General features: G+C 71.2%; 20 protein-coding genes. 5 read left to right on the top strand and 15 right to left on the bottom strand.

What is annotated here, in order from left to right; genetic code table 11:
* Window positions 1-118: 118 nt before the first annotated feature.
* Window positions 119-1,327, bottom strand: coding sequence for a signal recognition particle-docking protein FtsY (ftsY, locus tag DWB77_RS11400; RefSeq protein ID WP_120721162.1), 1,209 nt, complete (start codon window positions 1,325-1,327; stop codon window positions 119-121).
* A 192-nt stretch (window positions 1,328-1,519) separates the two neighbouring features.
* Here ftsY and DWB77_RS11405 point away from each other — a divergent pair, with 192 nt between their 5' ends.
* Both DWB77_RS11405 and DWB77_RS11410 read left to right on the top strand, forming a co-directional pair.
* Window positions 1,520-2,974 carry a cytosine permease gene (locus DWB77_RS11405; protein ID WP_120721163.1) on the top strand — a complete coding sequence of 485 codons (1,455 nt, stop codon included), beginning with the start codon at window positions 1,520-1,522 and terminating at the stop codon, window positions 2,972-2,974.
* Between the two features lie 69 nt (window positions 2,975-3,043).
* Window positions 3,044-4,003, top strand: a complete 960-nt coding sequence (locus DWB77_RS11410) for an LLM class flavin-dependent oxidoreductase (RefSeq protein ID WP_120721164.1) — start codon at window positions 3,044-3,046, stop codon at window positions 4,001-4,003.
* Between the two features lie 95 nt (window positions 4,004-4,098).
* Here the strand turns inward: DWB77_RS11410 and DWB77_RS11415 are convergent, their stop codons facing one another.
* The 4 genes from DWB77_RS11415 to DWB77_RS11435 all read right to left on the bottom strand — a co-directional run bounded on the left by DWB77_RS11415 (window position 4,099) and on the right by DWB77_RS11435 (window position 10,398).
* The gene (locus DWB77_RS11415) at window positions 4,099-5,517 is read right to left on the bottom strand and encodes a sugar porter family MFS transporter (RefSeq protein WP_120721165.1); all 1,419 of its coding nucleotides are present in this window, start codon (window positions 5,515-5,517) and stop codon (window positions 4,099-4,101) included.
* Window positions 5,518-5,750: 233 nt separating this feature from the next.
* Window positions 5,751-9,308: a chromosome segregation protein SMC gene (gene smc / locus DWB77_RS11420; RefSeq protein ID WP_120721166.1), complete on the bottom strand. Its 3,558-nt coding sequence runs from the start codon at window positions 9,306-9,308 to the stop codon at window positions 5,751-5,753.
* A 198-nt stretch (window positions 9,309-9,506) separates the two neighbouring features.
* Window positions 9,507-9,725, bottom strand: a complete 219-nt coding sequence (locus tag DWB77_RS11425; RefSeq protein WP_053727915.1) for a hypothetical protein — start codon at window positions 9,723-9,725, stop codon at window positions 9,507-9,509.
* A 379-nt stretch (window positions 9,726-10,104) separates the two neighbouring features.
* Complete coding sequence (locus DWB77_RS11435; RefSeq protein WP_120721167.1) at window positions 10,105-10,398, bottom strand: acylphosphatase; 294 nt, start codon at window positions 10,396-10,398, stop codon at window positions 10,105-10,107.
* Window positions 10,399-10,578: 180 nt separating this feature from the next.
* Between DWB77_RS11435 and DWB77_RS11440 the strand changes: the two genes are divergently transcribed.
* Window positions 10,579-11,478: a CAP domain-containing protein gene (locus tag DWB77_RS11440; protein WP_120721168.1), complete on the top strand. Its 900-nt coding sequence runs from the start codon at window positions 10,579-10,581 to the stop codon at window positions 11,476-11,478.
* Between the two features lie 167 nt (window positions 11,479-11,645).
* On the opposite strand, the gene DWB77_RS11445 is transcribed toward DWB77_RS11440, so the two are convergent.
* Complete coding sequence (locus tag DWB77_RS11445) at window positions 11,646-12,236, bottom strand: flavodoxin family protein (RefSeq protein WP_120721169.1); 591 nt, start codon at window positions 12,234-12,236, stop codon at window positions 11,646-11,648.
* Window positions 12,237-12,396: 160 nt separating this feature from the next.
* On the opposite strand from DWB77_RS11445, the gene DWB77_RS11450 reads away from it, so the two are divergent.
* A complete protein-coding gene (locus DWB77_RS11450; protein WP_120727663.1) occupies window positions 12,397-12,837 on the top strand; it encodes a winged helix-turn-helix transcriptional regulator in 441 nt (146 codons plus the stop codon).
* Here DWB77_RS11450 and mutM read toward each other — a convergent pair.
* From mutM to DWB77_RS11495, 9 genes are all read right to left on the bottom strand, one after another.
* On the bottom strand, window positions 12,810-13,679 hold the full coding sequence (gene mutM / locus DWB77_RS11455) for a bifunctional DNA-formamidopyrimidine glycosylase/DNA-(apurinic or apyrimidinic site) lyase (protein ID WP_120721170.1): 870 nt from the start codon (window positions 13,677-13,679) through the stop codon (window positions 12,810-12,812). The genes DWB77_RS11450 and mutM overlap by 28 nt on opposite strands.
* A gap of 120 nt (window positions 13,680-13,799) precedes the next feature.
* Entirely contained in the window at window positions 13,800-14,609 is an 810-nt protein-coding gene (gene rnc / locus DWB77_RS11460) for a ribonuclease III (protein ID WP_120721171.1), read from the bottom strand.
* Between the two features lie 19 nt (window positions 14,610-14,628).
* Complete coding sequence (rpmF, locus tag DWB77_RS11465) at window positions 14,629-14,802, bottom strand: 50S ribosomal protein L32 (RefSeq protein WP_007493396.1); 174 nt, start codon at window positions 14,800-14,802, stop codon at window positions 14,629-14,631.
* 2 nt (window positions 14,803-14,804) lie between these two features.
* On the bottom strand, window positions 14,805-15,452 hold the full coding sequence (locus DWB77_RS11470) for a YceD family protein (RefSeq protein ID WP_174248696.1): 648 nt from the start codon (window positions 15,450-15,452) through the stop codon (window positions 14,805-14,807).
* Between the two features lie 187 nt (window positions 15,453-15,639).
* Window positions 15,640-16,734: an ATP synthase F0 subunit B gene (locus DWB77_RS11475; protein WP_120721173.1), complete on the bottom strand. Its 1,095-nt coding sequence runs from the start codon at window positions 16,732-16,734 to the stop codon at window positions 15,640-15,642.
* Window positions 16,735-16,853: 119 nt separating this feature from the next.
* Window positions 16,854-17,333 carry a pantetheine-phosphate adenylyltransferase gene (coaD, locus tag DWB77_RS11480; protein WP_216826912.1) on the bottom strand — a complete coding sequence of 160 codons (480 nt, stop codon included), beginning with the start codon at window positions 17,331-17,333 and terminating at the stop codon, window positions 16,854-16,856.
* A gap of 26 nt (window positions 17,334-17,359) precedes the next feature.
* A complete protein-coding gene (gene rsmD, locus DWB77_RS11485; protein ID WP_120721175.1) occupies window positions 17,360-17,956 on the bottom strand; it encodes a 16S rRNA (guanine(966)-N(2))-methyltransferase RsmD in 597 nt (198 codons plus the stop codon).
* Between the two features lie 48 nt (window positions 17,957-18,004).
* Window positions 18,005-20,227 (bottom strand): ATP-dependent DNA helicase RecG, encoded by a 2,223-nt coding sequence (gene recG / locus DWB77_RS11490; protein WP_120721176.1) that lies wholly within the window; start codon window positions 20,225-20,227, stop codon window positions 18,005-18,007.
* Between the two features lie 146 nt (window positions 20,228-20,373).
* Window positions 20,374-21,987: a DAK2 domain-containing protein gene (locus DWB77_RS11495; protein WP_120721177.1), complete on the bottom strand. Its 1,614-nt coding sequence runs from the start codon at window positions 21,985-21,987 to the stop codon at window positions 20,374-20,376.
* Between the two features lie 254 nt (window positions 21,988-22,241).
* On the opposite strand from DWB77_RS11495, the gene rpmB reads away from it, so the two are divergent.
* The gene (gene rpmB / locus DWB77_RS11500) at window positions 22,242-22,427 is read left to right on the top strand and encodes a 50S ribosomal protein L28 (protein ID WP_003951095.1); all 186 of its coding nucleotides are present in this window, start codon (window positions 22,242-22,244) and stop codon (window positions 22,425-22,427) included.
* Window positions 22,428-22,448 lie beyond the last annotated feature (21 nt).

Below are 22,448 nucleotides of genomic sequence, written 5' to 3' on the forward strand. Positions count from 1 at the left end.
GGAAACGAAGACGCCCCGCCGCACCTGTTCCGGTGCGGCGGGGCGGTCGTTCCCCAAGGGGGCGCGGGTGGCAGCGCGACGAGCCACGGGCCACCCGCAGCCCTGGCGGCGCCAGTCGCTAGTCGCCGATGAGGGCGTCGACGAACGCCTCCGGTTCGAAGGGGGCCAGGTCGTCCGCGCCCTCGCCGAGCCCGACGAGCTTGACGGGGACGCCCAGTTCGCGCTGGACGGCGATGACGATGCCGCCCTTGGCGGTGCCGTCGAGCTTGGTCAGGACGATGCCGGTGATGTCGACGACCTCGGCGAACACGCGGGCCTGCACCAGGCCGTTCTGTCCGGTGGTGGCGTCGAGCACGAGCAGTACCTCGTCGAGGGGGCCGTGCTTCTCGACGACGCGCTTGACCTTGCCGAGCTCGTCCATGAGGCCGGTCTTGGTGTGCAGCCGGCCCGCGGTGTCGATGAGGACGACGTCGGCGCCCTCGGCGATGCCTTCCTTGACGGCGTCGAAGGCGATCGAGGCGGGGTCGCCGCCCTCGGGGCCGCGCACGGTGCGGGCGCCGACGCGCTCGCCCCAGGTCTGCAACTGGTCGGCGGCGGCGGCGCGGAAGGTGTCGGCCGCGCCGAGGACGACGGACTTGCCGTCGGCGACCAGGACGCGGGCGAGCTTGCCGGTGGTGGTGGTCTTGCCGGTGCCGTTGACGCCGACGACCATCACGACGCCGGGGACGGTCTCGCCGCCCTCGGTCTTGACCTCGCGGTCGAAGTCGGTGCCGAGCAGGTTGAGGAGCTCCTCGCGCAGCAGGGTGCGCAGCTCCTCGGGGGTGCGGGTGCCGAGCACCCTGACGCGCTCGCGGAGCCGGTCGACCAGCTCCTGGGTGGGTGCGACGCCGACGTCGGCGGTGAGCAGGGTGTCCTCGATCTCCTCCCAGGTGTCGTCGTCGAGGTGCTCGCGGGAGAGCAGGGTGAGCAGTCCTTTGCCGAGCGAGTTCTGCGAGCGGGCGAGGCGGGCCCGCAGCCGCACGAGGCGGCCGGCCGTCGGCTCGGGGACGTCGAGCGCCGGGACCTCGGGGGCGGCCGGTTCCTCGACGAGCACCGGGGCGGCGGGCGCCTCGGGAAGGCCGACCTCCTCGATGGTGCGGCGCGGTTCCTGCGCCGTCTCCGCGGCGTCCTCACCGACCTGAGGTTCGGCGGGCGGGGCTGTGATGGTCGGCGTGCTCGGCGGTGCGGTGGGCGGCAGCTGCTTCTTCTTGCGGCTGCTGACCACGAGCCCGCTGATCGCGCCGACCGCGACCAGGGCGATGACTACAGCAAGGATGACGAATTCCATAACCGTCCCAGTATCGGGTATGGGCCCCATCGGCACCCTGTTTGTGCGTTCCTCCGAGTACGGAAGGGAACTATGGGGCAGGTGTCGGACTAAACTACGATAGAGCTGGTCGCATCAACGCGCGTAGAGTCCCCTTCGACACCCCCACCGGCTCAGCGTCGAGCCGAGCGAGAGGCACGGAACTCCACCCCCATGAACACTGGCACCACCGACGAACCGCAGAGCGCCCTGGAAACACGCGGCCTTGAGCCCGTGCCGGACGCGGAGCGCACGGCGAGAACCCGCGAGCTGTTTCCCACCTGGGTCGCGGCCAACATCAGCGTGCTGCTCCTCACCATGGGCGCCAGCCTCGTCGTCGCGTACAAGCTGAACTTCTGGCAGGCGATCGTGGTCGCCGTGGCCGCGCCCGTCGTCTCGTACGGCCTGGTCGGGCTGATCGGGATCGCGGGCAAGCGCGGCGGCGCCCCCGGCATGGCGCTGTCGCGCGCGGTGTTCGGCCAGCGCGGCAATCTGCTGCCCGGTTCACTGATCTGGGTGGCGCGCTGGGGCTGGGAGACCATCAACGCGGTGACCGGCGCCTATGCGGTGCTGACCGTGCTCGACATCCTCTTCGGGATCAAGAGCAACACGTTCCTGATCATCGTCACGCTCGCCGTCTTCGTGGTCATCACCTTCGCGATCTCGGGCCTCGGCATCCACGTCGTGCAGAAGTGCAACAAGTACGCGACGTTCCTGTTCGGCGGGTTCTCGGTGCTGGTCCTCGTCTATCTGGTCATGAACACCCACTGGTCCGCGGTCTTCGACCAGCCGGCCGGCAAGACCTCGCTGATGGTCGCGGGCACCGGCATGATCGCGGCCGGTGGCGTGAGCTGGATCCCGTCCGCGCCCGACTTCGCCCGCTACCTGCCGCGCGACGCCTCCGCCAAGGCGATCGTGGGCAACTCCATCGGCGGCGCCGGGATCGTCGTGCTGCCGATGGTCCTGATGGGCGCCGTCATGGCCGTCTCAACCCCGGACCTCGCCTCGGCCGCCGACCCGGTCTCCTTCCTCGGCGAGATCCTGCCGATGTGGATCGCGGTGCCCTACCTCCTGATCGCCCTGGTCGGCATGTTGCTGATCAACTCGATGTCGATGTACTCGGCGGGCTTCACCGCGCAGACCCTCGGCTTCAAGATCCCGCGCCACTGGGCGGTCTCCGTCAACGCGGTCATCTCCCTGGTGTTCGGCGGCATCCTGATGCTGGTCGCGACCAGCTTCATGGGCTCCTTCATCGCCTTCCTGTCGCTGCTCGCCGTCGCGTTCTCGGCCTGGGTCGGCGTCTTCGGCGCGGACATGCTGCGCCGCACCGAGTACGACGCGAAGGCGCTGCTCGACACGGGCCGCACCAGCGCCTACTGGTACAAGGGCGGCTTCTCCCCCGCCGCGGTCATCGCCTGGGCGGTCGGCCTGGTCGGCGGCCTGATGTTCACCACCTCCGACTGGTTCACCGGGCCGCTCTCCGCGAACAACCCGATCGGTGAGTACGGCCTCGGCTGGGTCGCCACCATCGTGATCTCCGGGCTGCTCTACCTCGCCCTGCCCAAGCCGGCCGTGGTGCCCGCCGAGCCGTCCGAGGAAGCCAACTCCCCCGAGACCCTGGCCGTCTGACGCCTCGTCAGCTACCGTCCCCCTTCGCCCGGGGTTCTGCGGAACCCGCCCGGTGGAGGGGGATTTCCCATGCCGTTCACGGTCGTACGCATGAACCTGGTGGACCCGGACGCCACCGCCCAGTCGCTGTCCGCCCGCTACCGGGCGGCCCTGGAGATGGCGGCGTACGCCGATGACCGGGGCATCGACACCGTGCAGACCGAGGAGCACCACGGCACGGACAACAACTGGCTGCCCTCCCCGTTCGCCTTCGCCGGCGCGGTCTTCGGCGCCACCCGGCGCATCGCGGTGACCGTCTCGGCGATCATCGGTCCGCTGTACGACCCGCTGCGTCTGGCCGAGGACATCGCGGTGCTCGACCTGGTGAGCGGCGGCCGGCTGGTGACGGTCTCGGGGATCGGGTACCGGCCGGCCGAGTACGAGCAGCAGGGCGTCGAGTGGGGGCGGCGCGGCAAGCTCCAGGACGAGCTGCTCGAAACCCTCCTGAAGGCGTGGAGCGGCGAGGAGTTCACCTATCGGGGGCGCCGGGTCCGGGTCACCCCGCGCCCGTTCACCGAGCCGCATCCGATGCTGCTGGTCGGCGGGTCGTCCCGGGCCGCCGCCCGTCGCGCGGCCCGGCTGGGCCTGCCGTTCTTCCCGAGCGCGCACCTGCCGGAGCTGGAGGCGTACTACAACGAGCAGCTCGCCGCGTACGGCACCGAGGGCTTCTGCATGATGCCGGCGGCGGTGACGCCGCTGCTGCACCTCAGCGAGGACCCGGACCGCACCTGGGCCGAGTACGGCGAGCACTTCCTGCACGAGGCGCGGATGTACGCGTCCTGGCAGTCCAAGGACATCCGCTCGGCGGTGAAGTCGGGGGCGACGACGGTGGAGGAGCTCCGCGCGGAGGGGGTGTACCGCGTGGTGACCCCGCAGGAGTGCGCGTCCCTGGAGGCCGACAGCCTGGTGCTGCACCCGCTGTGCGGGGGGATGCCGGTGGACGAGGCGTGGCGGAGCCTGCACCTGTTCTGCGAGCAGGCCCGGGGCTGACCTCCCCGAGGGGCCGAGCCCTCGCGCAAGCCAAACGCCCCGGCTCGATGGGCGAGCCGGGGCGGTTCGGTGAGAGGAGAGAGGGGCAGCGGGGATTAGCCCATCTCCTCCAACGCCTTGCCCTTGGTCTCCTTGACGTACTTGAGCACGAAGGGGATCGAGAGCGCGGCGAAGATCGCGTAGATGACGTACGTGCCCGACAGGTTCCAGTCCGACAGGCTCGGGAAGCTGGCGGTGATGGCCCAGTTGGCGATCCACTGGGCGGCGGCGGCCACGCCGAGCGCGGCGGCGCGGATCCGGTTCGGGAACATCTCGCCGAGGAAGACCCAGACCACCACGCCCCACGACAGGGCGAAGAAGAGCACGAAGACGTGGGCGGCGATCAGGGCCACCACGCCCTGGGTGTTGGGGAGCTTGCCGTCGACCAGGTGCGCGGAGAACGCCCAGGCCTCGACGGCGAGCGCGACCGCCATGCCGATGGAGCCGACCAGGGCGAGCGGCTTGCGGCCGACCCGGTCGACGAGGACCATCGCGATCACGGTGCCGATGATGTTGATGATCGACGTGGTGAACGAGTAGAAGAACGAGCCGGACGGGTCGATGCCGACGGACTGCCACAGCGTCGAGGAGTAGTAGAACGCGACGTTGATGCCGACGAGCTGCTGGAAGACCGACAGGCCGATGCCGACCCAGACGATGGGCAGGAAGCCCCACTTGGAGCCGAGCAGGTCCTTGAAGGACGACTTGTGCTCGGAGCGCATGGCGTGCTCGATCTCGGCGACGCGGGCGTCCAGGTCGACGTCCTTGCCCTCGACGTCGGCGAGCACCTTCTTGGCGTCGGCGTCGCGGCCGACGGAGATGAGGAAGCGCGGCGACTCGGGGATGGCGAAGGAGAGCAGCCCGTACAGGACGGCCGGGATGACCATCACGCCGAGCATGACCTGCCAGGCCTCGATGCCCAGGAGCTTGCCGCGCTGGTCGCCGTCGGCGGCGTTGAGGATGCCCCAGTTCACGAGCTGGGAGATGGCGATGCCGATGACGATGGCGGCCTGCTGGAAGGAGCCGAGCCGGCCGCGGTAGGCGGGCGGGGCGACCTCGGCGATGTAGGCCGGGCCGATGACCGAGGCCATGCCGATGGCGAAGCCGCCGATGATCCGCCAGAAGGCGAGGTCCCAGAGCGCGAACGGCAGGGCCGAGCCGATGGCGCTGATGGTGAAGAGGGCCGCGGCGATCTGCATACAGCGGATGCGGCCGATGCGGTCGGCGATGCGGCCCGCGGTCGCGGCGCCGATGGCGCAGCCGATCAGGGCGATGGCGATGACCTGGGCGAGCGTCCCGGAGCCGATGGAGTACCGGTCGCGGATCGCCTCTACGGCGCCGTTGATCACGGAACTGTCGTAGCCGAAGAGGAAGCCGCCCATCGCGGCCGCCGCCGTGATGAAGATGACATGGCCGAGGTGGTCCGGGGCGGTGTGGCCGCCTCCGGACGCCTGTGCCTGCGCGGTACTGGTCACGTGTACTCCTGGGGCCGCCCGGCAGCGTCGCCGGGCGTGAGGGGACTCTTCCAAGTGGCGCACAACTTCCCGTCACCCACCACTTGAAGGTAAAAGCAACGTTGCAGAGACTATGCCTTCAAGTTTCGAAGTCAATACCTGTTCCCTTGTGAATTTGCAGGCACGACTCACCGAGTGATGTTCAAGTCTTGAACGAGCGATCGCAGCGCGAAGATCACGGACGCACCGGCGGGTCAGCGCAGCCGCTGGCTGATCACCTTGGAGACGCCGTCGCCCTGCATCGAGACGCCGTACAGCGCGTCGGCGACCTCCATGGTCCGCTTCTGGTGCGTGATCACGATCAGCTGCGAGGACTCCTGGAGCTCCCGCATGATCCGGATCAGCCGCTGGAGGTTGGTGTCGTCGAGCGCGGCCTCCACCTCGTCCATCACGTAGAACGGGCTGGGCCTGGCCTTGAAGATGGAGACCAGGAGGGCCACCGCGGTCAGCGAGCGCTCGCCCCCGGAGAGCAGCGAGAGACGCTTGATCTTCTTGCCCGGCGGGCGCGCCTCGACGTCGATCCCGGTGGTGAGCATGTTGGACGGGTCGGTCAGGACCAGCCGGCCCTCGCCGCCCGGGAAGAGCCGCGAGAAGACACCCTCGAACTCCCGGGCGGTGTCCCGGTAGGCCTCGGTGAAGACCTGCTCCACCCGCTCGTCCACCTCCTTCACCACTTGAAGGAGGTCGCCCCGGGTCTTCTTGAGGTCTTCCAGCTGCTCGGAAAGGAACTGGTGGCGCTCCTCCAGGGCCGCGAACTCCTCGAGGGCGAGCGGGTTGACCTTTCCGAGCTGCTGGAACGCCCGTTCGGCTGCCCGCAGCCTCTTCTCCTGCTCGGCCCGTACGTACGGGACCGGCTGGTTGCGCGGGTGGGTGGGGTCATCGGGCACCTCCTCTCCCTCGGCGGGCGGGGAGGGGACCACCGGCCGGTCGGGCCCGTACTCGGCCACGAGCCCGGCCGGCTCGACCCCCAGCTCCTCCAGCGCCTTGGTCTCCAGCTGCTCGATCCGCAGCCGCTTCTCCGCTCCTAGTACCTCGCCGCGGTGAACTGAATCGGTCAGCTTGTCGAGTTCTGCCTTGAGATCCCGGCCGGCCGCCCGGGCCCCGGTCAGCTCGCCCTCGCGCTCGGCCTTGGCGGACTCGGCCCCGGCCCGCTCGCGCTCGGCCCGCGTCAGCGACACCTCGACATGGGCGAGCAGGGTGCGGGCGCCGGACGCCACGGCTCGGGCGACGGCCGCCTCCTGGCGCAGCCGGGCCCGCCGCTGCTCGGCCCTGGCCCGCGCCTCGCGCTCGGCCCTCGCCCCCCGGTCGAGCGCCTCGGCCCGCCCGGCGAGCGCCTTGACGCGCTCCTCGTGGGTCCGGGCCTGGAGGCGGGCCTCCATCTCGGTCTGGCGGGCGTTGGCGCCGTCGGCCGCGAGCCGGTCGCGCACCGAGGTGTCCGGCTCCTCCTCGACCGGCGTCTCCTCGGCGACGAGCAGCCGCTCGGCCAGCTCCTCGGCCTCCTCCCTCGCCTTCTCCAGGGCGTCCTGGGCGCGGGCGGCCGCCGCCGCGGTCCGCTCGGCCTCCCCTGCCGCGCCCCTGGCCTGTCCTGCGAGCCGTCCGAGCTGCTGGGCCACCGAGGACCGCGCCTTCTCGGCGGCCCGCCTGCGCTCCCCCAACTCCTCCACGTGCACGGCCAGTTGACCGCGCCGCTCCTGCGCGACCCGCTGGGACTCGGCCAGTTCCCGGCAGCGTACGGCCAGGTCGGCGAGGTCGGCGGCGGCCTCGTCGACGGAGGCCTGGACCTCCAGGAGGCTGGGCGCGCCGGCCGAACCGCCGTGCGCGAAGTGGGCGCCGAGCACATCGCCCTCGGCGGTGACGGCGGTCAGCGCGGGCCGGGCGTAGACGAGGTCCTCGGCGTCCTCCAGGGTGGCGACCACCACGATGTCGCGCAGCAGACGCCGCACCGCGGGCATCAGTTCGGCGGGCCCGTGGACGAGGTCGGCGGCGCGGGGCGGGCCCTCACCGCGTGCGGGTCGCGCCTCCTCGTCGTCGGGGGCGCCGCTCAGGAGGAGGGCGGCGCGGCCGGCGTCCTGCTTGCGCAGCATCCGGATGGCTTCGGCGGCCGAGGAGGGGCCGCCCACCGCGATCGCGTCGGCGGCGACCCCCAGCGCGGCGGCGAGTGCCACCTCGTAGCCCGGGGCGACGGTGAGCAGTTGGGCGACGGGGCCGAGCAGCCCGGCGGGCGCGTCGCGGGCGTCGAGCAGCGCGCCCGTGCCGTCCTTGCGGCGAAGACCGAGCGCGAGGGCGTCGTGCCGGGCGGCGAGGGCGGCGCGTTCGCGCTCGGCGACGGTGGCCTCCTCGCGGGCGGCGGCGAGCGCAGCCTCGGCCCCGGCGAGCTCCCGCCGGGCCGCGTCATGGGCCTCGGCGAGCTCGCTGTCCTCGGCTTCGAGGCCGTCCACCTCGGCCTTGAGCTGCTCGTACTCCCCCTGCGCGGTGGCGGCCCGCTCGCCCGCCTCGTCGCGCGCGGCGGCCAGCCGGTCGATCTCGGCCTGCGCCGAACCGGCCCTGCCGCGCGCGGCTTCGACCTGGCCGCGCAGCCGGGCGAGGCCCTCGCGCCGGTCCGCGATGGCCCGGGCCACATCCTTCAAACGGCGTTCCTCGACGGCGAGTTCCCCCTCCAGCTCGGCCCGGTGGGCGGCGGTGTCCTCCAGGGCGTGCTCGGCCGCTTCGAGCGCGGCCTCCAGCTCGGCCTCCTGCTCCCTGATCCGGGCGGCCTCGCGCTCCATGTCCTCCGGTTCGCGTCCGCGCCGCTCCTCGACGGGCTGGGCGCTCGCGCTCGTGACCCGGGCGTCGGCGAGCGAGATCGTGCCGCGTACCCGCTCGGCCAGCTGGGACAGCTCGTACCAGGTCTGCTGGGCGCGCTGGAGCCGGGGCGCCAACTGGCGTACCTGATCCTCGAGTTGGGCCTCGCGGGCGAGGGCGGCCTTAAGGTCCGCCTCGGCGCTCTCCTTGCGGCGCAGCAGCTCGGCCTCGTCGGCGATCTCGGCGCTGAGCGCCTCCCGCAGCGTCACGAGGTCGTCGGCGAGCAGCCGCAGCCTGGCGTCGCGCAGATCGGCCTGGATGACGGCGGCGCGGCGGGCGACGGCGGCCTGGCGGCCGAGCGGTTTGAGCTGGCGGCGCAGTTCGTCGGTGAGGTCCTGGACGCGGGCGAGGTTGGCCTTCATCGCGTCCAGCTTGCGCAGCGCCTTCTCCTTGCGCTTGCGGTGCTTGAGGACGCCCGCAGCCTCCTCGATGAAGGCGCGGCGCCCCATCGGGTCGGCGTGCAGGACCGAGTCGAGCTGGCCCTGCCCGACGATCACGTGCATCTCGCGGCCGATGCCGGAGTCGGAGAGCAGTTCCTGGATGTCGAGGAGCCGGCAGGTGTCGCCGTTGATCTGGTATTCGCTGCCGCCGTTGCGGAACATGATCCGCGTGATGGTGACTTCGGCGTATTCGATGGGCAGCGCGCCGTCGGAATTGTCGATGGTGAGGGAGACTTCGGCGCGGCCCAGCGGCGGGCGGCCGGTCGTCCCGGCGAAGATGACGTCCTCCATCTTTCCGCCGCGCAGCGACTTGGCGCCCTGCTCGCCCATCACCCAGCTCAGCGCGTCCACGACATTGGACTTGCCGGATCCGTTGGGGCCCACCACACAGGTGATGCCCGGCTCGAACTTCAGCGTGGTCGCGGACGCGAATGATTTGAATCCGCGCAGGGTGAGGGCCTTGAGGTGCACGCCGCCGGACTCTACCTTTCGCTCCCGGTTTCGCCCAGGAAGGTCCAGGGCAGATCAGTTGCTGGGAGAAAGGCAGCCGGCCCGGGCGTACCGGGCGGAAAGAAAGAAGGGACGCCGAAGCGTCCCTTGCAATACATTGCAGGTCTTGCGGATCTCTCGATCGCGACGAGAGAGACGGAAGCCTTGGCCCACCCAGGATCAGGTGAGTGCGGGCTCCGCCTGCGGGACGTCGATGTCGATGCCTTCGAGCAGCGAATCTCCGCGGTGCGAAGCGGCGGCAGCGGACAGCACGTCGTTCTCGGACTGAATCCGGTTGAGCTCGGACTCGAGGTCCTGGACGCGCTGCTGGAGCCGTCGCATCTCGGCGAGGAGTCGCGGGTCGGAACCGCCGACGTAACCGAGAAGCGCCTTTGCCATGATGGATGGTCCTCCACACTGAGTGACCGACCGAAGCGGTGTGGGTCGTGAGGGAATCGCACCCGCGGTGCTTGGACTTGACTGCGGTTCTTCATGCCAAACAGCTAAGGTGCGCGGGGCTTCCAGAGTCTCACCAAAAAGTTTGACGGTCAACACGATCACGCCCCGTATCCATGGGCAGTCCGGGGGCCCGCGGCCGCGAACATGGGCGGCGCTGCCTCTCCTCGGAGCCCTGGGGGCGTGGAGATCTTCGTTACCTCCGCAGCCTTCCACGCCGGACGCGAGATGGCAACAGGCAGATCGTTCGAGGTCAGCGCGGGGTTGCCGCCCGGATGCGAGGGGTTACCGAGCATCGGTCACCGCCCGCGGCCGGGTGGGCTCAGCGGATCGCGAAGCCGTCGTAGCCGCCGCGCACTGTGTCCCAGATCTCGGTGACTCCGTCGACCCGGCCCGGTGTGTCGTCGGAGCGGAGCCACTCCAGGAGACGGTGGCAATTCTCACGCGGCCCCTCGGCGACGATCTGGACGCGTCCGTCGTCCAGATTGAGGGCGAACCCGCTGAGGCCGCCGATCTCCAGAGCATTCGCCCTGGTGAACCAGCGGAAGCCGACTTGCTGTACTCGCCCGCGCACCCAGGCCGTGAGTCGAACATCTCCATGCGCATCTTCGTTCATACGTGCACGCTAACCGGCCAATTGCTCACGCGGCACTTCACCCCCATGCGCCATGGCGTACAGTCGCGACGCAATGAGCCTCACCCGTATGGGTTAGTGCGCATTTGATCATTTCGGGCCCGCTCGTGGCCCCGGCAATGCGGCCAGGCATTGCCCCCGGCATTGAGGAAGGCACAGCAGATGGGACGCCATCGTCGCTCCGCCGCCGATCCCGCGCCCGCAGATGTCTCGGCGGCGCGGGACGGCCGGACCCAGGGCGCATCACGCCGGAAGAAGCGCGGGGCCGTGCCCGTGCGTACGGGGCTGCTCGGCGTCTCCGCCGCGGTGGCCGTGGGAGCGGTGGCCGTGGCGTCGGGCCTGCTGCCCGGCGGCGGTACGTTCCGGGTGAGCGGCGACACCGTGGCCGGCGGCCCGGCGCACGCGAGCCGGACCCCGGACGTGCGGGCGCAGGGCGGTGAGTCGGAGAAGCCGACGGCGTCCGCTCCCACTCCGACCCAGTCGGCGAAGGCCGCGCACACCCCGTCGGCCTCGCCCTCCCCCAGCGCTTCGGCCACGCCCTCCCCGCCCGCCTCGGCCTCCGCGCCCGCCCCGCGCAAGACGGCCGAGTCGCCTGCCCCGGCTCCGTCGAAGCCGGCCGCGCCCTCCGGCGCCGGAACCTCGCCGAGCCTCGTGCCCTCGCAGCGCGCGCAGCCGCCGAGCACCGAGGTCTCGGCGGCGGCCACCGTGCTGTCCCTGGTCAACCAGGAGCGGGCGCAGGCCGGTTGCCGCCCCGTGACGGCGGACCCCGCGCTCGCCTCGCTGGCCGGCGCCTTCAGCGTCGACATGGCGGCCCGCGGCTTCTTCGACCACACCGACCCGGACGGCAGGTCCCCGTGGGACCGGGCCGCGCGGGCGGGCGTCCAAGGCCTCGGCGGCGAGAACATCGCCCGCGGCCAAGCCGACGCCAAGGCCGCGATGGATTCCTGGATGAACAGCCCGGGCCATCGCGCGAACATCCTCAACTGCGAGTACAAGTCCCTGGGCGTCGGCGTGCACTTCGGTCCCGGCGGCCCCTGGTGGACCCAGGACTTCGGTTTCTGATCATTCGCCGGGCGCCATGTGCGTACCGTCGAATGATCAATTCCATCGCTCGTACGCAATCCCGGACGCGTTGTTTGTTCGTACGCACACGAAAGGGCCCTCACCGTTTCGAACGGTGAGGGCCCTTTCGTTTGGGCGCTCCGGGAATCCCGGTGCGCACAACGGGATCAGACGCCGACGGCGGCCTTGCCCGAGAGGAAGACGCGGGTGGTCTCGGCGACGCGGCGGCCCAGGTGCTCGGCGGTCGCGACATCGGCCTTGTGGACCGCCTCGGGGCCCTCGTCGGAGTTGGTCTGGGCGCCGGCGCCGGAGAAGAAGCCGAGCCGGTTGAGGTCGTACTCGGAGGCCGTGGAGGAGTTCCAGCCGGGCTTCAGGCCGAGGTTCACCCAGTGCATGCCGTGCTGGGCGGCGAGGGTCTGGAAGAACTGCAAGGTGTGGCCCTTGTCGCCGCTCTTGGAGCCGGAGTTGGTGAAGCCGGCGGCGAGCTTGTCCTGCCAGGCGTCGGTGAACCAGCGCTTGGAGGTGGCCTCCGCGAACTGGTGGAAGGCGCCGGACGCGGTGCCCATGTAGGTGGGCGAGCCGAAGACGATGGCGTCGGACGCGTCGAGCAGCTCCCACTCGGCCTCGGTGAGGGCGTCGACCTTGATGACGTGGACGGTGGCCCCGGCGTCGGCGGCGCCCCGGCGGACGGCCTCGGCGAGCACGGCGGTGTGGCCGTATCCGGAGTGATAGGCGATCGAGACGACAGGAGTGATCACGGCGGTAATCCCCTCGGGGGCAGGAAAGGCGGCAGGGCGGATGCGACGGCCGGAAGCGGATCCGCTGCGGAGGCCCGCTGCGGCGCTGCACCCAGGTAAGCACTAACTTTTGGTTAGCGCAACCTGGGTGCAAGCGCTGTAGGGGCGTATGCTCGAAGGCATGGATGACATCTCTCCCGGCGCGGAGCGCACCGCCGGACCCTGCGCCGAGGCCGCCGACGCCGCCGACGCGGACCTGGCGTTCAACGTGTTCGCCAAGGCCTGCCCGTCCCGGCGCACGCTGGAGGACGTCACCGGGCGCTGGGGCAGCCTGACGCTGGGCGCGCTGTACGAGGGGAGCCTGCGCTTCAACGAGCTGCGCCGCCGGGTCGACGGCGTGAGCGAGAAGATGCTCTCCCAGACCCTGCACTCACTGGAGCGCGACGGCCTCGTCCACCGCGAGGCGCAGCCGACCAACCCGCCCCGGGTGGATTACGAACTGACCTCGCTGGGGCGCGAGGTGGCCGAACGGCTGCTCTCGCTCATCCACTTCGTGGAAGACCGGATGCCGTCGGTCCTCGACGCGCAGCAGAGTTATGACGTGGCGCGCGGGGCCCGCTGACACTTCGGGCAGAAGTAGCTCGACCGGTTCATCCACGCCCGCCTGCGCATGATCGTTCCGCAGCGCCGGCACGGCTCGCCCTCGCGGCCGTACGCGTCGAGGGAGCGCTCGAAGTAGCCGGACTCCCCGTTGACGTTGACGTAGAGGCTGTCGAAGCTGGTGCCGCCGACCGCGAGCGCCGCGTTCATCACGTCCCGTGCGTGGCCCAGGAGTTCGACCGCCTTGGGGCGGTTCAGGGTCGCGGTGGGGCGGTCGTAGTGCAGCCGGGCGCGCCAGAGCGCCTCGTCGGCGTAGATGTTGCCGACCCCGCTGATGAGCGATTGGTCGAGCAGTGCTCGTTTGATCGTGGTGCGCCGCAGCCGCAGCGCCACGAAGAAGGCCTCGTCGTCGAAGGCGGGGTCCAGCGGATCGCGGGCGATGTGCGCGATGACGTCGGGCAGCCCGTCCTCGCTGCCCATGACGGTGTCGTGCAGCGAGAGCCCGCCGAAGGTGCGCTGGTCGACGAAGCGCAGTTCGGTGCCCGCGTCGTCCTGGAAGCGCACCCGGATCCGCAGGTGCTTCTCGTCCGGGGCGTCCCCGGGCTGCACCAGGAGCTGCCCGCTCATTCCGAGGTGCCCGAGCACGGAGGCGTCCGCGTCCGCGAGCGGCAGCCACAGATACTTGCCCCGCCGGTGCGCGACGCCGAACCGATGGCCCGTGAGCCGGGCCGCGAAGTCCTCGCCCCCGGCCAGGTGGCGGCGGACCGCGCGGGGGTGCAGCACCTCGACCTCGGCCACGGTGCGCCCGGCCACCCAGCGCTCAAGGCCGCGCCGGACGACTTCGACTTCAGGCAGTTCGGGCATGTGCGCAGATTACCTCCGGGCCGGCCGGGCGCTCGCGGCGGGCCCGGGTGGACGGAAACGGGCGAGACCCCCGGTCGGCACCGAGAGGGTGCCGGCCGGGGGTCTCGAAGGAAGAGGCTGTCAGGCCGCCGAATCACCGGCGGCGGGAGTCGGCGACCCGCCATCGGTCGCGGCGACGGGGAGCTCCGCCCCCGCCTTGGCCCGCTCGTCGGCGTCGGCGCGAATGGCCCGCCATGCCGACTCCGCGGCCTGCTGCTCCGCTTCCTTCTTGCTGCGGCCGGTGCCGGTGCCGTACGAGACACCACCGACGCGGGCGGCAGCAGTGAAGGTCTTCTCGTGGTCGGGTCCGGTCTCGGAGACCAGGTACTCGGGAACGCCGAGCCCTTCGGCCGCCGTCAGCTCCTGGAGACTGGTCTTCCAGTCCAGGCCGGCCCCGAGGTTCGAGGACTTCTCGATCAGGGGGTCGAACAGCTTGTGGACGAGCGCGGACGCCGCCTCAAGCCCCTGGTCGAGATAGACCGCGCCGATCACCGCTTCCAGGGTGTCGGCGAGGATGGATGCCTTGTCCCGGCCGCCCGTGCCCTCTTCGCCCCGGCCGAGCCGGATGAAGGAGCCGAGTTCGAGCCCTCGGCCCACCTCCGCGAGCGCACGAGAGTTGACCACCGCGGCCCGGAGTTTGGCCAGCTGGCCTTCCGGAAGATCGGGGTGGGTGCGGTACAGCGTGTCCGTGACGACCAGACCGAGCACCGAGTCCCCGAGGAACTCCAGCCGCTCATTGGTCGGCAGACCGCCGTTCTCGTACGCGTACGAACGGTGGGTGAGCGCACGCACCAGAAGGGCGGACTCGAGCTGATACCCGAGCCGCCCTTCCAGAAGCGTGTGGGACGAGGCCGTGTTGTTGTCCGCCTTTTTGGCGTTGGACTCAGACATCGGGCCTCTCACCAGCCGCTCAGACCTCGAGGACCTGGCGCTTGTTGTAGGTGCCGCAGCTCGGGCACGCGATGTGCTGGAGCTTCGGCTCATGGCAGCGCTCGCACGCAACCAGGGTGGGGACCGCAGCCTTCCACTGCGACCGGCGGTGGCGCGTGTTGCTGCGCGACATCTTCCGCTTCGGAACAGCCACGGCTACTTCTCCTGCTTCTCGGCGGCATCCTGCACGTCAGACGCAGTGCCGCTCATGTTGTCCTTCTCGCCGTCCTGGATGGTCCCGGCGAGTCCCTGCAATGCCGCCCAACGAATGTCGACGGCGTCATGGTGGTGGTCCGGGTCGTCCGCCAGGCTCGCTCCGCATTCGGAACACAGCCCCGGGCAGTCCTCCCGGCACACCGGCTGCATCGGCAGTGCGAGCACTACCGCGTCACGCAGCAAAGGCTCGAGGTCGAACATGCCGTCCTCGAGCGGAATCATGTCCTCGTCGTCCTCGGCATCGTCGTCCGCGGCTGCCTTGTGGCGGCCCCGGTCGTCGGTGTCGGGGTACGAGAACATTTCCTGGAAGTCCACTTCAACGTCCTGCTGAAGCGGCTCCAGACACCTTACGCACTCCCCGTCGGCCGATGCACGGGCGGTGCCTGTGACAAGCACCCCTTCCATGACCGACTCCAGGCGGAGCTCGATGTCCACGGGCCTGCCCTCGGGCACGTGGATGACTTCGGCGATGCCGAGGTCCTTGGGGGCCTCCACGGTGCGGGAGAGCCGCTGGAGCGCACCGGGACGCCGTCCCAGCTCGTGTGTGTCGAACACGAGGGGATTGCGGTGGTCGAGGCGCGTGCTCAGGGCTCTTCCTGCTTTCGAGATCGTGGAGTGGCTGCCACCGGCTTCGCGCAGCGAATCGGGCAGCTTGGATCGCGGACGTACGCGCGACCGAAGAACCAGGATACTGGACCGGCCGCGATAGACCCAATCCGGTCCTGTTCCCCCTCTTCTCTTCTCTCTCCGCCCCGACCGTCCGGGCCCCGGACCGCTACGGGCGGTGCTGCCCCCGGCCCTGCTCGTAGGCGCGCAGCTGATCCAGGTCGATCATGCTGGTGTCGAAGAGGCTCGTCTCGTCGAGCGCGGCCTGCTGCGGCTGGTGCTGGGACGGCACCCCGTACTGCTGCCCGGCCTCGGGAGCGGCGTACTGCTGGTGCCCGCCCTGGTCATAGGCGTAGGGATCCTGCTGCCCGTATCCGTACTGCGCGTACTGCTCCTGCTGCTGGGGCTGCTGATAGCCGTACGGGTCATGCTGTTGCGGCTGCTGGTAGCCGTAGGGGTCGTAGGCCTGGGGCTGCTGCTGGGCCGGGATGTGCGGCTCGGCGGCGGCGGCGTGCGCGGCAGCGGGTTCGGGCTCGGCCAGTTCGGCGAGGCCGGCCAGGTAGTCGGCGTCGCTGGTGTGCTGGTGCAGGCCGCCCGCCGCGTCCTGGGCGGCCATGTGCGCGCCCAGTTCGTCGGAGGCGGTCCGGCCGTGCAGCTTCTGGCGGCCTCGGCCGACCGCTTCGAGGGTCTTGGCGAGCACCGCCTCGAAGGCGCCGAGCTTGGCGTCGACGTACTCGTCCGCGCGGTGGATCAGCGTCCCCGGGTCGGCGCTGTACTCGGGGGCGTCCTCGTCGGACCGGCCCTCCGCGTCCAGGCCGGGGCCGCGGCCGAGCAGCTTCTCGCGGCCGCGGTCGACCGAGCCGATGGTCTTGGTGAGGACGACCTCGAAGTTCGCGAGCTTGGAGTCGACGTAGTCGTCGGCCTCGGCGCGGATCTCCTCGGCCTCCCGGCGGGCCTCGTCCAGGATGCGGTCCGCCTCGTCCTGGGACTGGCGGGCGACCGCGGTGTCGGAGATCAGCGTGCCGCGCTGGGCGTGCGCGGACTCGATGATCCGCTCGGCCTCCTGGCGGGCCTGCTCGACCAGCTGCTCCCGGCCGCCGATCAGCTCCTGGGCCTGGGCGAGCGAGCCGGGCAGGGCCTGGCGCACCTCATCCAGCATCGCGAGGAGGTCGGCGCGGTTGACCACGCACGAGGCCGACATGGGCATGGACCGGGCGCTGCCGACCACCTCGACGATCTCGTCGAGCTTCTTCTGCACGTCCACCGATGATCGCCACTCTTCTCATGGATGGGAGACGGACGGGACGACTGTAAGGCCAGTCGGCGCCCGCCCGACACCGGGTGACGCACCGTCAGTGCTCGGCTCGGCGACCGCTCAGCGGCTCACTTCTGCGCGAGCCGGGCGACCAGCGCCTCGTGGACGGTGGCCGGCAGCAGGTGGGAGACGTCTCCGCCCCAGGTCGCGACCTCCTTGACCAGCGAGGACGACAGGAAGCTGTACGTCGGGTTGGTGGGCACGAACAGGGTCTCGACGCCCGAGAGCCCGTTGTTCATCTGGGCCATCTGCAACTCGTAGTCGAAGTCGCTGACGGCGCGGAGGCCCTTGACGATCGCGGGGATGTCCCGCTGCTTGCAGAAGTCGACGAGCAGCCCGTGGAAGGACTCGACCTCCACGTTGCCCAGGTCGGCCGTCACCTCGCGGATCATCTCGATCCGCTCCTCGATGGTGAACAGGCCCTGCTTCGACTGATTGATCATCACCGCGACATGTACGACGTCGTACAGACGGGAGGCGCGGGCGATGATGTCGAGGTGTCCGTTGGTGATGGGGTCAAAGGACCCCGGACAGACGGCGCGGCGCATCTGATGTCCCTCGCTCTCCGGTCCGGTCATGGGGTGTCTCTCGGCGCGTTTTCGCACGTGGAGGCGGCGCGACCGTACCAAAGCGTGCCCTCGCCGTAACGACGGGCCCGCAGCGCTTCGAATCCTTCGGGCCAGCCGAATTCCCCGCCTCTGGTGCTGCGCTCCACGGTGACGAGACAGTCGTCGGTGAGCCAGCCCCCGCGACGGAGTGTGAGCAGGATCTCCCGAAGATCGTCATCGGTGACGGCGTACGGCGGATCGAGGAAGATCACGTCGTACGGCTCGGCGGGCGCCGGGCCTGTCACGATCTGCTCCGCTTTGCCGGTACGCACCTCGGCGCCGGGCAGCTTGAGCGCCGCCACGTTGTCACGGACGGTGCGCACGGCGCGGGCGTCGGCCTCGACGAGCAGGGCGTGGGCGGCGCCCCGGGAGAGCGCTTCGAGGCCCACCGCTCCGGAGCCCGCGTACAGATCGGCGACCCGGATGCCGTCGAGGGTGCCGAGCAGTGCCTCCCAGGTGGAGAAGAGGCCTTCGCGCGCCCGGTCGGAGGTGGGGCGGGTGCCGGTGCCCGGCGGTACGGCCAGGCGGCGTCCACCGGCCCGGCCGGCGATCACGCGGGTCATCTCAGTCCTTGTCGGTGTCCGTGGGGCGGATGTGCTCGCCCCAGTCTCTCAGCCCTTGTCGAGGTACTGCTCGCGGTCCTTGTCGAGCAGGGCGTCCAGGGCCGTGCGCAGGGCCGGCAGGTGGTCGAGGTCCGGGTCCTCGGCGACGACCGCGACGGCCTCCTCGCGGGCGGCGGCGATGACCTCCTCGTCGTCGATCACGGTGAGCATCCGCAGCGAGGAGCGCACCCCGGACTGGGCCTGGCCGAGCACATCGCCCTCGCGGCGCTGTTCGAGGTCGATGCGGGAGAGCTCGAAGCCGTCGAGGGTGGAGGCGACGGCGTTGAGCCTGGCCCGCGCCGGGCTCGCCTCCGGCATCTCGGTGACGAGCAGACACAGGCCCGGGGCGGAGCCACGGCCCACGCGGCCGCGCAGCTGGTGGAGCTGGGAGACGCCGAACCGGTCGGCGTCCATGATCACCATCGCGGTGGCGTTCGGCACGTTCACGCCGACCTCGATGACGGTGGTGGCGACCAGCACATCGACCTCGCCGGCGCCGAACCGGCGCATCACGTCGTCCTTGTCGTCGGGCTGCATCCTGCCGTGCAGGATTTCGGTGCGCAGCCCCTGGAGCGGCCCCTTGGAGAGCTGCTCGGCGATCTCGATGACGGCGAGCGGCGGCCGCTTGTCGGCGGTCTCGGCCTCCTCGGCCTTCTTCTTGCCCTTGGCGGTCTTCTTCTCGTCGGCGTCCTCGGCGGCATCCCCGATGCGGGGGCACACGACGTACGCCTGGTGGCCCTTGTCGACCTCCTCGCGGACCCGCTCCCAGGCGCGGGCCAGGAAGTGCGGCTTGTCCTGGGCGGGCACGACATGGCTGGCGATGGGCGAGCGCCCGGCGGGCAGTTGGTCGAGGACCGAGGTCTCCAGGTCACCGAAGACCGTCATGGCGACCGTGCGCGGGATGGGCGTGGCCGTCATGACGAGCAGATGCGGGGGCTGCTTGCCCTTGCCGCGCAGCGCGTCGCGCTGTTCCACGCCGAAGCGGTGCTGTTCGTCGACGACGACCAGGCCCAGGTCGTGGAAGCGCACCTTGTCCTCGATGAGGGCGTGGGTGCCGATGACCAGGCCCGCCTCGCCGGTGACCAGGTCGAGCAGGGCCTGGCGCCGGGCGGGCATCCCCATGGAGCCGGTGAGCAGCACGACCTTGGTGCCCAGCTCGGCGCCGCCCAGCATGCCGCCCTGCGCGAGCTCGCCCATCATCTCGGTGATCGAGCGGTGGTGCTGCTGGGCGAGGACCTCGGTGGGGGCGAGCATCGCGGCCTGCCCGCCGGAGTCGACGACGGCGAGCATGGCGCGCAGCGCGACCATCGTCTTCCCGCTGCCGACCTCGCCCTGGAGCAGCCGGTGCATGGGGTGTTCGGTGGCCAGGTCGTGGAAGATCTCCTTGGAGACCGTCTCCTGGCCCTCGGTGAGGGTGAAGGGGAGCTTGGCGTCGAAGGCGTCGAGCAGGCCGCCGGGGACCGGTCGCCTTGCCACGGCCGGGAGTTGACCGTCCGCATGGCGGCGGCGGGCGAGCGCCACCTGGAGGACGAAGGCCTCGTCCCACTTCAGGCGCTGACGCGCGTCCTCGATGTCGGCCCTGGTGGCCGGCCGGTGCACCTTGAGGAGGGCCTCGGGCAGCGAGACGAAGCCGCGCCCCTCGCGCAGGGCGTCGGGGAGCGGGTCGACGGCCTCTTGGGCGCTGGGCAGGACCGCGTCGATCGCCTTGGCGATCTTCCAGGACTCCAGGCCCTTGCAGGCCGGGTAGATCGGGATCAGGGCGCCCGCCCAGGAGTCGACGTCCACGGCGTCGTCGCCCTCGGCCGCGTCCGCGCCGAGCTTGGCGTAGGTGGGGTGGGCGAGCTGCATGCGCCGGTTGAACATCGACACCTTGCCGGCGAACATCGCCCGGCTGCCGGGCAGCAGTTCCTTGTGGGGCTTGTGGATGCCGCGCCCGAAGAAGACCAGCTGGAGCCGGCCGCTGCCGTCGGTGATGGTGATCTCCAGGCGCTGGCCGCGCCCTCCGTTGAAGGTGTGCACCCGCGCGTCGGCGACCTGGGCGACGACCGTGACGTCCTCGTCCAGGGGCAGCTCGGCCAGCTTGGTGAGCTGGCCCCGCTCCTCGTACCGCCGCGGGTAGTGGTGCAGGAGGTCGCCGACCGTGTGCAGGTCGAGGTGGTCGGCCATCACCTTCGCGGTGGGTCCGCCGAGCAGCTTCTTCAGTGGTTCTTCGAGCGCAGGCACGCGATCCATTGCACACCACGGGACTGACAGCCCGCCAAAGCCTGTGGACAACCCCTGCTCACCCCCGCGCCGCCGGCCCGAGGACGGGCCCGGTCGGCCGGGGCCCGCGGGCACACCGCCGACCACCTCAACGGCCGCCCCCGCCAAGGGAGTTGCTACTCCACGCCGATGAAGAGCGGGACCCCTTGATGGCCGCCCTCGTACACGACGGTGTCCACCGCCAGGTGGGCCTTGCTGACATGGGCTTCGAGCGTGGCGGCCAGTCCCGGCGGGACGTCGGCGGACAGGACCAGGGTGACCAGTTCGCCGCCCGCCGCCAGCATCCGGTCGAGGACGGTACGGGCGGTGCCGGCGAGGTCCTGGCCGATGACGACCACGTCGCCGTCGATCAGGCCGAGGACGTCCCCGGCCTGGCAGACACCGGCCATCGTCCACGACTGCCGTTCGGCGACGGCCAGTTCGGCGTGCCGGGTAGCGCCGGCCGCGGAGGTCATGGCCACGACGTCCTCGTCGAAGCGCCGCTCGGGGGCGTGCACGGCGAGCGCCGCGAGGCCCTGGACGGCGGCCCTGGTCGGGATGAGCGCGACCCGGATCCCCTCGGCCCTGGCCTGCTCGACGGCGGCCGCGGCCGTGTGGCGCAGCTCGGCGTCGTTGGGGAGCAGCACCACCTCGCGGGCGTGCGCGCGCCGGATCGCCTCGACGAGCTCCCCGCTGGCCGGGGCCTCGCCCGGGCGGGTCAGCACGGTCGTGGCGCCGGCCTCGGCGCAGAGCGCGGCCAGCCCCTCGCCGGGCACGACGGCGACGACGGCCCGCTGGACCTGTTCCTTGGGCGGCTCGACGGCGGCCTGCTGCGCGAAGTGCGTGATGCGGATCCGGTAGGGCCGGCCCGCCTCGACCGCGGCCTCCACGGCGGCCCCCGCGTCGTCGACGTGGACGTGGACGTTCCAGAGCCCGTCGCCGCCGACGATCACCAGCGAGTCGCCGAGCCGGTCGAGCCGGGCCCGCAGCCGGTCCACGGCCGCGTCGTCGGCCTCCAGGAGGTGGATCACCTCGAAGGCCGGGCCCGTCGCGGCGGGCTCGGCCGGGCAGTCCTGCGCGGGCCCCGGCACCGGCACCGGGGCCTCGCCACGCACCACCGGGGCCTCGCCGGAGAGCGCCTGGACCAGGGCGCCGAGCACCGTCACCAGGCCCCGCCCGCCCGCGTCCACGACGCCGGCCCGGCCGAGGGCGGCGAGCTGGGAGGGCGTCGCGTCCAGGGCCGCGCGAGCGCCCGCGTAGGCGGCCTGGGCCACCGCCGCGGGGGTGCCGTCGGCGCTCTCGGCCGCCTTCGCGGCGGCGGTGGCCACGGTCAGGACGGTGCCCTCGACGGGGTGGGCGACCGCCAGATAGGCCGCAGCCGCGGCCCTGCCCAGGGCCTTGGCGAGATCGCCGTCGCCCGCCGCGACGACCTCGGCCATGCCCCGCAGGAGCTGGGCCAGGATCGTGCCGGAGTTGCCGCGGGCGCCGATCAGCGCGCCGTGCGCCATGGCCCGTACGACATCGGCGGTGGGCGGGACGCCGTCGTACACGGGCGGTTCGGGGTAGGCCGCGAAGACCGCCTCGACGGCCTGCGCCGCGGACTCCATCGTCAGGTAGAGGTTGGTGCCGGTGTCCCCGTCCGCGACCGGATACACGTTGATCGCGTCGATCGCCTCGCGGTCCCGGCCCAGCGCGTCCAGCGCCAGCGCGCACCAGCCGCGTACCGCGACGGCATCGAGGGTCTGCGGCACCTGGTGGTCCTCCTTGCGGGCGGCGAGCGGTTGAAGCGCAGGGTAGACCCGGTGGCGGCCGGGTCCGGGGGCCGGGGCGGGGGCGGCCGAGACCGTGGTAGTTTCGTATCTCCGGAGCAGGCGTTGTATGCTGCTTCGGTTGCCCGGCGAGAGTCGGGTCAATTCCCCCGGCAAGCCACTTCAGATCTCTGATTCCGGTGCGCCGGATTTCACTGTAAGTGCATTTAATGCATCTGAAGCTTTTGGAGTGACCCGTGGCTGCCAACTGCGACGTCTGCGGCAAGGGGCCGAGCTTCGGCAACAACATTTCGCACTCGCACCGCCGTACGTCCCGTCGCTGGAACCCGAACATCCAGCGCGTGCGTGCCGTGGTCGGTCGGACGCCGAAGCGGCTCAACGTCTGCACCTCGTGCATCAAGGCCGGCAAGGTCTCGCGCTAATTGCGACGTCTGTCGTAGCGC

The sequence above is a fragment of the Streptomyces hundungensis genome, from assembly GCF_003627815.1.
GTDB classification, from domain to species: domain Bacteria; phylum Actinomycetota; class Actinomycetes; order Streptomycetales; family Streptomycetaceae; genus Streptomyces; species Streptomyces hundungensis_A.